General features: G+C 39.8%; 9 protein-coding genes. All 9 read right to left on the bottom strand.

Annotation, left to right across the window (positions count from 1 at the left end; translation table 11 throughout):
* Positions 1 to 239: 239 nt before the first annotated feature.
* The 9 genes from addA to rpoD all read right to left on the bottom strand — a co-directional run bounded on the left by addA (position 240) and on the right by rpoD (position 14,312).
* Positions 240 to 4,028, bottom strand: coding sequence for a helicase-exonuclease AddAB subunit AddA (gene addA / locus AKA01nite_RS01445; RefSeq protein ID WP_146923077.1), 3,789 nt, complete (start codon positions 4,026 to 4,028; stop codon positions 240 to 242).
* The gene (locus AKA01nite_RS01440; RefSeq protein WP_146923075.1) at positions 4,025 to 7,663 is read right to left on the bottom strand and encodes a PD-(D/E)XK nuclease family protein; all 3,639 of its coding nucleotides are present in this window, start codon (positions 7,661 to 7,663) and stop codon (positions 4,025 to 4,027) included. Before AKA01nite_RS01440 ends, addA begins: the two co-directional genes overlap by 4 nt.
* 113 nt (positions 7,664 to 7,776) lie before the next feature.
* A complete protein-coding gene (gene pepT / locus AKA01nite_RS01435; protein WP_146923072.1) occupies positions 7,777 to 9,003 on the bottom strand; it encodes a peptidase T in 1,227 nt (408 codons plus the stop codon).
* Between the two features lie 12 nt (positions 9,004 to 9,015).
* On the bottom strand, positions 9,016 to 10,146 hold the full coding sequence (locus AKA01nite_RS01430; RefSeq protein WP_186805049.1) for a Nif3-like dinuclear metal center hexameric protein: 1,131 nt from the start codon (positions 10,144 to 10,146) through the stop codon (positions 9,016 to 9,018).
* Positions 10,143 to 10,844 (bottom strand): tRNA (adenine(22)-N(1))-methyltransferase, encoded by a 702-nt coding sequence (locus AKA01nite_RS01425; protein WP_146923068.1) that lies wholly within the window; start codon positions 10,842 to 10,844, stop codon positions 10,143 to 10,145. Before AKA01nite_RS01425 ends, AKA01nite_RS01430 begins: the two co-directional genes overlap by 4 nt.
* Before the next feature lie 149 nt (positions 10,845 to 10,993).
* Positions 10,994 to 11,275 carry a hypothetical protein gene (locus AKA01nite_RS01420; RefSeq protein ID WP_146923066.1) on the bottom strand — a complete coding sequence of 94 codons (282 nt, stop codon included), beginning with the start codon at positions 11,273 to 11,275 and terminating at the stop codon, positions 10,994 to 10,996.
* Between the two features lie 88 nt (positions 11,276 to 11,363).
* Positions 11,364 to 11,951, bottom strand: a complete 588-nt coding sequence (locus AKA01nite_RS01415) for a general stress protein (protein WP_146923064.1) — start codon at positions 11,949 to 11,951, stop codon at positions 11,364 to 11,366.
* Positions 11,952 to 12,391: 440 nt separating this feature from the next.
* Positions 12,392 to 13,009: a 50S ribosomal protein L25 gene (locus AKA01nite_RS01410; protein ID WP_146923062.1), complete on the bottom strand. Its 618-nt coding sequence runs from the start codon at positions 13,007 to 13,009 to the stop codon at positions 12,392 to 12,394.
* Positions 13,010 to 13,178: 169 nt separating this feature from the next.
* Positions 13,179 to 14,312: an RNA polymerase sigma factor RpoD gene (gene rpoD / locus AKA01nite_RS01405; protein WP_146923060.1), complete on the bottom strand. Its 1,134-nt coding sequence runs from the start codon at positions 14,310 to 14,312 to the stop codon at positions 13,179 to 13,181.
* Positions 14,313 to 14,337: the final 25 nt, after the last annotated feature.

The raw sequence follows: 14,337 nt of genomic DNA, 5'->3' as shown, positions 1-14,337 counted from the left end.
AGCTCTTAAATCAAAACGGTATGATTAGACGTGATGTCTAATCATTCGTTCAATGCTTTGCTTTTTGAGTTGTAATGGTAACTCAGTCAGCTTATGGTGCTTGAGTTGGGGTTATAGTAAGCCTTAATAGGAACTCAGACTGCTTGTCGTGCTTGAGTTGGGGTTATAGTTACCTAGATATTGAAAAACGAGCTGTTTCCGTTTAGAGAGACAGCTCGTTTTTTATTTAACTGATTTCATCAGCTGACTTGCACAGTTTCGCTGATATCAAGCAGAACTAAATGTGATTCTTTTACAGGTTTTTTTAGGATCGATTCCAATGCCTTTTTATACAAATTCAATTGTCCTCTGTATTTTCTAAGCATTTCCTCCCCGGCCATCTGTCCTAAATGAGCTACACGGTCTGTTTTATAGTCGAACAAGATGATGCCTTCTTCCTGTTCGATGTAACCGTCTATGATTCCATGAATCAATACATGATCATCCAGTTCTTCCATATCATTGAAGATGTCTTTGGCTTCCATTAGTAACGAGAAGGGCACTTCTCGTTTCATTTCTTTAAAATGAGAAATGATGAAGTTTCCAAACGTCGTTTTGAAAAAGCTGAGAATTTCTTCTACACGGATCAGTTCTGCAAGTGCTTCAGTGAAGACATTTTCATGTACCAAACGATCGATGACGGAATGAACCGATGTACTTGTAGGCGTATCGCTTATATCGAGCGTCTGTAAAACCAGATGTGTCGCCTGACCTACTTCTGCCGGCGTCGGCTTGAGATCTTCTTGAATGAATGATGGACGAGACAGTCGGTCCTGGACATAACGATTGACTTGTCTGGGCTTCGTCACATCGATTTTAACCATTTGACCATCGTCAGGTTCTTCAAAAAGTCGTTTGATTTCAGAAACAGATTGATAGCTGGTAGTTTGAGTGGCTATCTGATAAGTATACGGTTTGTTCATCAGCATGATAGCTTCAGAAACTGCCTGCCTGATTTCATCATCTCCCTGGACCTTGATCGTTCCTTGTTTTAATTTTGGATACCAGTCTGACGTTTCTGATTTTTGATGTAATAATAAAGCTTCTTCAAGTTCGTCCTGAGAATAGAAATGGACAGCAAACGAAGTATCGTACTGGTTGATATCTTTGTTTTCAACTGTGATCGTGCGCAAGTCATCCATCAACTGATGTCTGATGATACTAAAGCCGATCCAGTCCATAAACCCTCGTGCGCCTAGACGCATATCTGCCGGCAGAACGTGTTTGGGATGTCCTCCGACCAGACCCCACCGCTCCAGCGCCGTTTCTTCGTTCTTGTAAGAGCCAACTAATATTAATTTCTGTTCTGCACGAGTCAAAGCAACATAAAGTACACGCATTTGTTCAGATAGGAGTTTGGTTTTCTTTTTATATTTCAATGCTTTTTCAGGCAGTGTCGTTTTCTTCTCACGTGTGTCGAGGTCTCGGAACTCGGCACCTACCCCGTACTCTTCATCAAAGACGGTTGCACCTTGAGCATCTCTAACGTTGAATTGTTTAGCCATATCTAAAATAAAAACGACTGGAAATTCCAACCCTTTACTGGCATGGATCGTCATCACACGAACTGCATTTTCGTTATCGGAAATTGCCTGCGGTTCTGCCAGATCCTTGTCTTTTTTCTGCATTTTTTCTATAAAACGGATAAACTGAAACAGACCTTTAAAAGAAGTCTTTTCATAAGCAGCTGCTCGTTCGTATAAAGCATGCAGGTTTGCTTTACGCTGTCTTCCTGAACTCATCCCTCCGACATAATGCAGAAATCCTGTATCTTCAAAAATCGTCCAGATCAAATCGATCAATGATTGTCTACGTGATTCTTTCCGCCAATTTTCAAGTTTAACCAAAAATTTCTGCACCTTTGCCTGCAGTTCAATATTTTTCATGTCCTCCCAATCATCTTTGGCAGCAAATTTTTTCAGGGCATCAAAAAAAGAAGACTGCTTGTCTATAATTCTGATCCGTGTCAGTTCAACTTCATCGAGTCCTAAAATGGGAGAGCGCAGGACTGCAACAAGAGGAATATCCTGCTGTGGATTATCTATGATTTTAAGAATAGACATCATGATCGTTATTTCAGTGGTTTGGAAATAATTCTGCGTATCTTTTACAGCAGTTGGTATACCCAACCCTTTGAAAATGTCTTGTATATCCAAATTATCTTTCTTTGTCGGTGTCAGCAAAACGATATCCCTTAACTCCAAATGTCGCATGACTCCAGCTTTCTTATCATAAATTTTATATCCTTCAGCCAGCATTTTCAAAATCTTGTTGGCTACCATATAAAGTTCGCCCTTTGTTTTGGTATCGATTTTGAAACTGGTTGATAAAGCTTCCGGTTCATCCTCCTGGTCCTCTTCTGGCTCTTCTTCTTCGGATTCATAAATCAATATCTCAGTCTCATAGTCAGCAGAGTCTGGAAATGCCGTAAAACCATTGATCAGTTTTGCGGACGCGTCATAAGTCAAATCCCCCACTTCTTTATCCATCAATTGATCAAAAACAAAGTTGGTAAAAGACAGAACGTCATGGCGTGAACGGAAATTTTCGGCCAAAATAATACGTTCCCCGGTTTCTTTTGATGCATAGCGTTCATACTTATCTATAAACAAGCCCGGATCAGCCAATCTGAAGGAGTAAATAGATTGCTTGACATCACCAACCATGAACTGATTTCCGTTTTTTGCATCAGGTTGTGTGACCCACTTGAGTATTTCTTCCTGGATCTGATTGATATCCTGATATTCATCGATCATAACTTCTTTGAATTGATGACGGTAATGCCGGGCTGCTTCAGAAGCTGTATTCTCTGATTTTGTCTGTTCAGTTAGAATTTTCAATGTAAGATGTTCCAAGTCGTTGAAGTCAATAACTTTCTGATCAGCTTTATGCGTCTGGTACCGTTTATAAAAAAGTGTCGTTACTCGAGCCATCTCTTCCACTAGTACTCTGACTCGCGACATATTTTCCAGCTGCTCTAGAGGTGAGTAGGCAAACACATCATTGACCATGGCAGTATAGAAATCTTTGGCTTTATCGCGAAACACTTTCATGTCTTTACCTATTTCCTTTACCATTCCTGGTGTATCTTTTTTATTTGGCGCATACCATCTTCTGTGGCTGAAATTATCGATGAGCGTATAAGCTTCTTGTAATTGGTTGCTATAGACAAGTTCCTCTAAATGACTGATATGAGAGAGATCTTCATGCAATATTTCAAGTGTTTTGTTCAGCTCATCTTCGCCCTCAGCCATATCTATTGCATCGATCAACAATTCTTTTACATTTGATAAGCTGCCTGTGATCTGACCTTTGATAAGTTCCTGAAAAACAAAACTCTGTCCTAAATCGTTATTTTCTACCATATACATCCGGCTGAGTTCTGACAGCCATTTCAATGGATCAGGGTTGGCTCGGGAAAACTCATACAGCGACAGGATAAGATCTGTCAATCCATCATCGTTTTTATCACTTGAATATGCCGCTGCAAGCTCTTCAAATAATTTGTCTTCATTACCGTAAAGTTCTTCCCGCAATTCATCCCAGATATCCTCTTTCATCAGAGCGATTTCAGTATCATCGGTCAATAAACGAAACACTGGATCGAAATCGATGAGATAGTAGTAACGTCTGATGACCTTTAAACAAAAGGAATGCAGTGTTGAGATATCTGCCTGCCCGAGTTTAGGGATTTGTCTGATCAAATGTTGTTTCTGTTTAGGATCCTTTATTTCGTTGATTTCTTTCTGGATAGCGTATTGTATACGCTGTTTCATCTCTCTAGCTGCAGCATTCGTGTAGGTGACAACTAAAAGCTGGTCGATATCTGTCTGCTTTTTTATCTTTTCGATCACACGCTGAACGAGTACCGTCGTTTTTCCCGATCCGGCTGAGGCTGAGACCAATAGATTTTTACCTTCATCATGGATCGCCTGCCACTGATGGTCAGTAAACTGGGTATCTACTGGTTTTTTGGGTATTTTTTTCACGTTTCATCGTCCTCCTCTTGTGGGTCTAAAATCTGGTATTTTGCTTTCAGCTTATCGATCAGTTCGGATTGATCTTTGATTTTTGGCAGGTTACGGTAATAGTTCTGATTGTCTGGTAAAAGCACATCAAATTGGGATATCGGATGATATTCTCCGCCTACAGTTGTGGGCGTGCGTCCCTTTTTCTCATAGAAAGGTGCCAATTGATTTTCACCTGATAGAATCAGATTGCCTGCTTCTCTTATTTTGGTTCGGTGGTGCTTCAAGAGCAGTCTTAAATCATCAAGAGTGATAAATGTCCCCTTGAGTTGACCCTTTACCAGTTTCTTCAACGGATACACCAATGATGACATCCCGTTATCCAGTGTCTTATCTAGGTTCATGAGCAAGTCTTCTTCATTTAAAAGTATCCCTTTCATTTTGAACTGCTTCAGCATTTCTTCCAGCCAATCTTTATTTTTCGCTGACCGGCCATCTAGCAGTGGGTTCTTGACTTGCGCATAAAAAGCACCGGCCGGCTTCGCTTTTCTTCCGAATAATTCTTCAGAGTGTTCTACAGCTGTATCTAGATACGTCAATAGTTGCATCATCAATCCGTGATAAATCTCGCTGAATTCTAATTTCTTGTCTCCCGATTTATAATCGACCACACTGATATAAAGCTGATCGTCCATCTCCATCGTATCTAAACGATCGATTTTTCCACGAACGTGTAAGATGCCTCCATTATTCAAAGAAAATTTAAGCCCCGGTATACCTTGCTGGGCAGCAATGCGGCCAAACAGTACTTCTGATCTCTGTGGAGACATACGTGACCGTCTGGATTGATTGGAAATAGCCCACATCATCTGTCTGATCGTATCACTCAATTGTTTACGGATGAACTTCATTCGATTTGACATGGAAAGCAATCGGAATTTGTTTTTCTCGTATAAACCTTGAAGCACTTCGTCAGTCAGTTCATTCAGCTTATTATCAGTCAATTCACTAAGCTTTAAGTCGCGATTGACAACGGTTTTAAAGATGCTGTCCAAGGCATCATGAAAGAAAGTGCCCGTTTCAGCTGGTGTCAGCTCCTGAATGGTTCGTTCTTTTAATTTCAATCCGTACCGTAAGAAGTGGCTATAAGGGTCAAGGTAAAAGCTCTCAAGTTGTGAAACAGATAAGTAAAGATCTTTACCATAAAGGGCTTCTGCCAAATCGCGGTCCAGTCTCTTTGGGATATTGACGTATTCAAGACTGCTTAATATTTTCTGTTCGATCGTATCCGCGTCTTTAAACAGCGACTGATACAATTTGACCCAGAAAAGAGAAGGCTGCTGTTCTTTATCGATGCCTTCTCTTAAGACGTTGACTAAATGCCCCAGCGTCTCCCGCCGTGATCCTACAAAAGATAATAACGTTTTCTTATCTTCTTGTGCCGGATGACCAGGTTCAGACCTGACCTGCTTGATCGGTACATTTAAATCATGACTGATTCTTTCGATGTACGGACTCAACTGATTATCGCCAGAGCCATCATTTTTTATCGGATAACTGAAAATGAGTCGCTCTGAAGCATTCATAAAAGCAGTATAAGCAGCAAATGGTTCACTTGCTAATCGTCCGCTTGTTGTCGGAGCCAAATATTTGTCAGGCGGTAAATACCCTGATAAGCTCTCTCTGTCTTCGTCCGTCAATATCGAGTCGTTTTCCTGATTCATCGGTAAATGTGTATCAGTCAAACCAAGGATGATCACTACTTTTTTGGTATTGATCCGTGATTTATCAAAACTAGTGAACATGACCTGGTCGATAGTCGGAGGAACAATACTATAAGTCGCCTGTTCGAAACCTGTTTCCAGAATAGACAAAAAGGAATCCATATCCCAAGGTTCATCACCCAAGACATCTACAAATTCGTCGAGGAGTTGAATAAATGTCTGCCACACCTGTTCGTGTTTCCGGGCGTCTTCAAGCTTACCTTCATCGATTGCCTGATCACGCCAGTAAAGCAGCTGGTCATTGATGCCTTGTTTATCCAGAAACTGATACAATAGTCGGGCGCCTTCACGATTCGTTCCTGCACTGGACAGCCTATCGTAAAAAGGCAGCAGGATGTGCCGGACTTGATCTTTCATAGCGTTGGCAACGTGCTGCATCTGTTTATCAGCATCGAGCTGTTCATCCATTTCTTCTAGATGAAAACGGGCATAGATCCACTCTCGCTCTTCAGTCCAGTCGCGGCCTTCATATCCATATGCCAGCATGACGTTTTCTAAAATATCCAGCCTTTCACGCCATTCTTCAGCTTTGTCTTTCAAAAATACCAATCTCTGCAAATTGTCTTTAGGCAACTGTTCATCGGGGTTTAAGGGAATAAACAACTCGGTTTTCAATAATCGCATAATGTCATCATAACGCCAGAATCGCTTATGAATGCGTAATAGACTCTGTATCATTTCTACAAGTGCATGTCCTGACATGTGATCAGCCTGATCCACGAAAAGCTCGATATCATTTTCAGCAAAAGTGGCTTCAAGCATTTGCTTATAATCATCAAGAATACGGGAAACGACAAGAATATCTTTATATCTATAATTGTCTTTAGCAACTAGTTTTTTTATAGTCGTTGCCGCATGCAACACTTCAGCTTGTTTGTTCTCAGCAGCTCTTATTTCAAGGCAGTGAGTCATATCTGTTTCTGCTGACGGTTTAGACACAGGCGATAAGCTAAAACTGTTCACCCAATAATCTTCAAGAATTGTAAGTTCTTTGCAATGTTCATTACTTGTCTCATGCAACGTAATGTCATGCAGAACTTTCAGTTTACGCATAAGAGCCTGCTGGTATAGACGATAATAAGTCATTCCCGTTTCGTAAAAGAAATCGGTCAGCTCGGGTGGCTCTACTGCATGTTTTTTGTCTAGTACCAAAGAAACTTTAACGTCTTGCGCTTGTTCAACGAGTTCGAGAATCAGTGCTTGTTCTTGTGCAGAAAAGCTATTGAAGTGTTCAATAATGATATGTGTGCCGCTCATGTCCCTTTTTCTTACTTCTTTGATCAAGGCTTCAAGGATATCTTCTTTCTTTATATACTTTCCGATAAGTTCTTCCATGAAACGCTCATATAATGTTTGTATATCTTCGAGTTTCAATTTCAAATCGCTGGTGAACTCATTATCATTAAAATTTTCATTAAATAAAGAGGTTAAATCTTCCGGATCAACACGACCGTTTCGCATCTCCATAAATAAGGTAGTCAGTTTGTCAACAAACCCCGACTGTCGGCTTTCACCTCTAAAAAGTGTCAATTCCTTTTCTTTTTCCCTTAATATTTTGCGGATGAGCATCGACAGCCCAGTTTCTGTTAACTGCGAATGACTGAAAATGGCCGTGTCCTGAAGGTAATACCAGGCTAAGCGACTGAAACTGAAAACCTGTAAGTTGATCATGCCAGCATAATCTCTTGACTTGTCAAAAGTGTGTGATTTGATGTATTCCAGTATATTCATTTCAGACTCAAATTTTATGTGGTCGGGTACGAGATAAAAGACCTCGCTGTCACTGTTTTCTTGAGACCACTTTACAAGTTGGCTATAGATATACTCTTTTTTATTCGTATGTAAGCGTCCCAAGATAAATTGCAAACTCATTTAAAACACTCCTTTTCATTGAAATAATAAATTTCTGATCTTATTTTACAGAGTACATCTGAAATAAATAAGAAAGGAAAGAAAGTATTTCTACTTCCATTCCTTTCGTCACATTATTCAAATGCCAAACGTGCTATTTCCACAAGAACGTCAGTCGCTTTTTCCATGCTTTCGACTGAAACGAATTCATATCTACCATGAAAGTTTTCTCCGCCGGCAAAAATATTAGGTGTGGGCAATCCCATAAATGAGATTTTTGAGCCGTCGGTTCCCCCTCTGATGGGTTGGATATCCGGTTTTATATCCAGGTTTTTCATAGCCTGTTCTGCCAGATCAACAGCGCGCATATCTTTTTCGATGATTTCACGCATATTATAGTAAGAGTCTTCCATGATTACTTTGACACGTTCTTCTTCAAAAGGCGCATTCAGTCTTATCGCAATGTCACGCATGAGCTGTTTTCGCTTTATGAATAACTCTTTATCGTGATCACGAATAATATAATTCATTGTGGCTCCCTCTACCGTTCCAGTCATACCTAGAAGATGAAAGAACCCTTCCCGGCCTTCTGTCTGTTCCGGTACCTCATGATCAGGCAAAGCTTCGTCAAATGCAATAGCCAGTTTCAAAGCATTAACCATTTTTCCTTTAGCAGTACCCGGATGCACATTTTTCCCCTGAATCAAAATGTTAGCTCCAGCAGCATTGAAACTTTCGTACTGCAGTTCGCCCACAGGACCGCCATCGATCGTATAAGCAAAATCTGCATTAAAGTGATCGACATCGAACCGGTCTGCACCAACGCCGATTTCTTCGTCCGGACCGAAGGCTACTCGAATTTTACCGTGCTTAATATCTGGATTTTCAATTAAATATTCCATAGCAGAAAAGATTTCAACAATACCGGATTTATCATCTGAACCCAACAAGGTCATTCCGTCTGTTGTGATCAGAGTTTGTCCAATATAATTTTTCATATTTGGAAAATCCTGTGGGGAAAGCTTTATATTGTTTTCTTCATTCAAGAGAATCTCTTCGCCATCGTAGTTTTCATGTATCTTTGGATCGACATTTTCTGCATTGAAGTCTGCCGTATCCATATGAGCGATATAGCCGATTACGGGTAATTCTTTATCGGTGTTGGCCGGTAGTGTAGCTGTGACGAATCCATTGTCTTCATTATATTCTATTTCTTCCATACCGATTTCTTCTAAATCTTTCATCAGCACTTTTGCAAAATCTACTTGTGACTGTGTAGAAGGAACGGTGGTTGACGAACTGTCTGATCGTGTTTCTATTTTGACATACTTCAAAAAACGCTCCATTAAATTTTCATACATGTTATCCCGCCTCTATTTGATATAGGTAAATACATCTTTTTGTGTTTCTGCTTTCATTATTTCGATATCCCAATTATTTTCTTTACTGCACTGATTCAGATAGTCAAAAAGCTCGGCTACAATGATCGCTTCCATATAATGACCGCCATCAATAAAATCCAACCCTTCTCTCAGCATATCCTGGGCACCATGGTAAGATATGTCTCCGGTTATATAAAGGGTCACTCCCTTATTTAAGGCTTCATTGAAATATTTTTCGCCAGAACCTCCTAAAACGGCAATTTTTTTATGTGTGCGATCCGGATCTACCGTGCCGTACCTTACGCCATCCACATCAAACTGTTCTTTTACTTTTTCTGCGAGAGCTTTAGTCGTGAGGGGCTCAGCCAATTTGCCTGAACGTCCCAGTCCAAAAGATTTGGAGTAGTGTTTTAGTATATACAAATCGTAAACCGGTTCTTCATACGGATGTGCTTCTTTTAAAGCAGACAGACATTTCATAACATCTGAATCTTTGACCATCATTTCAATACGATCTTCCTCGATTTGTTCAGCTTTTCCTATTTCACCTTCCGCTGGATCCGCCCCTTTTTGCGGAGTAAATCGTCCATAACCACTAAGGGTATAAGAAACATCTTTATAGTTACCGACTTCCCCGGCTCCTGCTTGATGTAAAGCTTTTCGGACTTTTTCAGCCGCATAATCAGGAACGTAAACAGCTAATTTTTTATATTCGCGTTTCAAGCTGACGGATAAAATCTCTCGATCAGAAGCTTTCATACCTAATCGATCAGCCAGCCAGTCATTCACGCCGCCTTCCGCTGCATCGAGATTAGTATGGGCAGAATATACAGCGATATCCGATTTAATTAAATCGATATACTGTTTTCTCCTTTTATCCTCAGCATTCAGCGTTTTTTGTGAAGTAAAGATAGCTGGATGGTGGGTAATGATCAAATCAGCCTGTTTCCTTTTGGCTTCAGCAATCGTATTTTCATCGATATCCAGCGCGATAAGTAAACGCTTAACATCACGCTTTAAGCTCCCAAAAGAAAGACCGATCGGATCCCAGCTTTCAGCCAAATCTTTCGGCGCCAACTGTTCTATTTGACTGATGATGTCTGATACATTTACCTGGCTCACTTTATCATCTCCTTGATCAAATTCAATCGTTCAGTTGATTCATTTATTTTCTCATCATTTCTTTCATCTGCTTTTTCCATTTGTCTGATAATGTATTCATACTTTTTGGCTTCACTTTTCCATTTATCTAGAAAGACCTGGGACTTCTTCTTTTTCAAAAAGGGGCCGAACAATAAATCTTTTTCATCGTAATTTACTTTGTCATTTACGGCTGTTGCTTTAATGATTTCATATCGTTTCGCATTTTCTTCCACTATCGTTTCAGCATCAATGACGTAAGATTCATTCATCAAATATTCCCGTACAATTCGCTCATTGATATTCGGCTGTAGTATGAGGGTTTCCTTACCCGATCGTTTTTCTTTTTGTTTGCCTTCCTCGAGTATATGTACGATAAGCGGCCCTCCAACACCTGCTATGGTAATAGTATCAATGTTATCTTTGGCTGTTAAGACTTCTAACCCGTCACCTAAACGAACATCGATGGTTTCCTTTAAACCGAGTTTGGATACTTCACTTACTGCATTAAGGTAAGGGCCTTTAACTATTTCTCCGGCAACAGCATAGTCAATACGATTATTCTGTGCTAAATAGCAGGGTAAATAGGCATGGTCTGAACCAATATCGGCCAGTCGTGCCCCGTGTTCAACGTAATCCGCAACAACTTGAAGTCTAGCGGAGAGATTTACTGAATTCATAAGTCACCTCTCATTTTATTCTGCTCTTATTTTACCAGTTTTCTGATCGAATTGAAAAGAGGCAAACTACTTTCGCGAAACTATATCTTTAAAAAAGTCTAATACCAGCTTAAACCAGGCATTAGACTTTTAAATTATTTTATGACGTTTTATTTTTTATAGCCATCCAGATCGTCATCTTCTCTAGAAAATTGACGCCCATCAGTCAGCGGATCATTAATGTCTCCAGTAGCTTCTTCATCTTCTAAAAGCTCTCCTTCTTCATCAAAGTTTTCCACCGCATCCGGATTGTCTTTTCGGTTTGGATTTTTACCTCTCTCACCGCTGAAGTTACTGACAGATGCGTTGTCATCTAAATTATTTTTATCCTTATCTTTTTCCAAATTCGTTTTATTTAATTTGTCATGATCTCTGTCTACATTATTATTCATTTTCTTCTCCTTTAAATAATTATTTGAATTTGTTAACGTAATTATTTGAAAATTCAAGAGTTTGCGTTACGTCAATTAATTTTTATGTTTATTTTTTGTAACGCATTCTTGTTTCATTTTCTCTTTTCAATTCCTTTTCTTTCTCAATTGTTCGTTTATCTTTTGTTGGGTGAGCAGCTTTACCTGTGTCGGAAGGTACTACTGATGTATTGCCAGGGTCATCTACGGTAGTTCCTGCATTGGAAGGCATCGCTGAAGTATTTCCTGCATCAGCAATCTTTTCCGTTGGCTCTCCGCGATAATTTTCAACAGCTACCACAAAATAGCCTTTTTCTATATCTTCTTTATAAGGATAAAGAAAGTCTTTTGTCTGATCATAATCGTCACGCTTGTTTTCCTTTTTCTGATCATAAGTGTCTGTCATAAAAGCATCTTTGATTTTGTCCCACATTGACTGGTCTTCATCATTTGTGTATTTTTTTGTGTTACTGTTTTCGTCTGTGTCGACCACTACATCGTGGGCTTCATAGTGGCTCATCGCACTAGCCTGTTCTTCATTAGAGTACAGAATGATATCGTTCTTCGGGTACCCTTCATTCTTCAAACGACTGATGACATCGAGTGCTTTTTCCTGGGTAGAATAACTGCCAACGACTGTTTTATTTTCATTTAACATTTATAAAACCTCCACTTTAGATTTTAAAGTCTCCTGCGTGTCTATTCCCATTATAAAAAATATTTTATAATAAAACGAATGATACGCATTGAATTGAGCATGAAATGTAAAGGGTTGCTTTTTTTTTCCTTTTTGAGTAAAATTATCTTTTGAAATCTGACGGAGACGTTTACGCCCCACTTCTCCATTGAACACTCATAAACCAGTGAGGTTTTTAATTTTTTTCAGGAAATAAATTCATTAAATCACGGCTACTGTCTAAACATATTGTCTCTATTGTCTTTTTAGATTAATACCCGTCACAAAACAAAATATTTTTAATGCGTGTAATAACCTCTTCTGATCTTCGCTTTTTTTGTAGAAAAAAGTCGAGAGTCTTATGTCAAAACATAAGCTCTCGACTTTCTCATCTGTGAAATTAAATATTTACTCCAGAAATTTTACTCTTCTGAATCTTTGTCTTCACCGATAACTTCTGGTTCAGGCATTTCATCTTCAGAAGTAGGTTCTGGATCTTCTTCGATTTGTGGTGCTGATACAGATACAACAGTTAAATCAGTATCTGTCAATAATTCAACATCATCAGCAATCTCAATATCAGAAACATGCTTGGCATCGCCGATTTCCATTTCGCTGACATCAACGATATACTCTGCAGGTGCATCAGCAGGGGCAACGTTTACTTCCAACTCAGAAATAGACTGTGATACGATACCTTCTTTGATTTGTTCTTCACCGCTGACGTAAACGGGTATCATCATGTTAACTTTCTGACCTTTAACAAAGGCTAGTAAATCGACGTGATAGATTTCAGGTTTCAATGCAGCATTCTTTTTCTCTTTGACGAAAACTTGATAAGATTCTCCGTCTACTTCTACGTTGAATACGCCGTTTGCTCCAACTTCACGTAAAGTCATTTCCAGTTCTTTTGCATTTAATAAGACAGGTACTGTTTCTACCTCTCTACCGTATATAGCAGCAGGGATCATACCTTCTTCTCTGGCTCTTTTGGAAGCGGATGTTCCAGTCTCTGTACGTTTTGTCGCTGTTATTTTCATAAAATTTTCACCTTCCACGATTTTATTTTAAGTATCTAGCATATTTCATTAACTGAACAAGCCAGAAATTAGTATACCAAAATTGTGAACAGAATGCAAAGAAAAGCGACAAGAACTTTTACTTTACACGTCTTTATCCGCTTCTCTCTACGTGTTCACGACTATAACTTTATTCCAAAAAGTCTTTCAATTGTTTCGAGCGACTTGGATGGCGTAATTTCCTCAATGCTTTGGCTTCGATTTGACGGATACGTTCTCTTGTGACCCCAAATACTTTGCCTACGTCTTCCAGTGTTCTTTGACGACCATCGTCCAGTCCAAACCGCAGTCGCAGAACATTTTCTTCCCGGTCAGTTAATGTATCCAGCACATCTTCCAGCTCGTTTTTGAGTAATTCATAAGCAGCATTGTCAGCCGGACTTGTTGCACCGTCATCTTCAATAAAGTCTCCTAAGTGAGAATCATCTTCTTCTCCGATAGGCGTTTCAAGTGAGACAGGTTCCTGGGAAATTTTCAGGATATCGCGAACTTTTTCTGTAGGAAGATCCATTTCCGCTCCGATTTCTTCGGGTGTTGGTTCTCTACCTAGATCCTGCAGCAGTTGACGCTGAATACGAACCAGTTTGTTGATCGTTTCCACCATGTGGACAGGAATACGGATCGTACGTGCCTGGTCTGCGATTGCACGTGTGATCGCCTGTCTGATCCACCATGTGGCATAGGTTGAGAATTTGAATCCTTTCTCATAGTCAAATTTTTCAACAGCTTTCATAAGACCCATATTACCTTCTTGTATCAGGTCTAAAAAGCTCATGCCGCGACCAACGTAACGTTTTGCAATAGACACAACTAATCTCAAGTTGGCTTCAGCCAGTTCCTGCTTGGCCAGATCTTCCCCTGCTTCGATGCGCTTAGCCAAAGACACTTCTTCAGCGGCTGAAAGTAAATCTACGCGGCCGATTTCTTTCAAGTACATGCGCACAGGGTCATTGATTTTAACGCCAGGAGGAGCGATCATTTCTTCTTTTTTAGCTTTCTCTGCTTCTTTTTCCTGCTTTTTCAATTGCTTTGTCAGTGGATTGCCTTCTTCATCGACAACGCCCACACCTTCATCTTCAAGCTTTTGAACCAAGTCATCCATTTGTTCTTTTTCCAAGCCGAACGGTTCTGCCAGCTCGTCAGTGATTTTAACATATGAAACTGTCTGTTCTTTCTGTTTCTTTAAATCTTTAATAAAGCGAACGACTGCGAGCTCATATTTTTCTTCAGGCGTTTTTTGATTGTTCTTTGTGTCTTTTGCCATAAAATGACATGCCTCCTGATTTATT

This window comes from Alkalibacterium kapii (assembly GCF_007988865.1).
GTDB lineage: Bacteria > Bacillota > Bacilli > Lactobacillales > Carnobacteriaceae_A > Alkalibacterium > Alkalibacterium kapii.
This window is presented reverse-complemented; position numbering and strand designations above follow the sequence as displayed.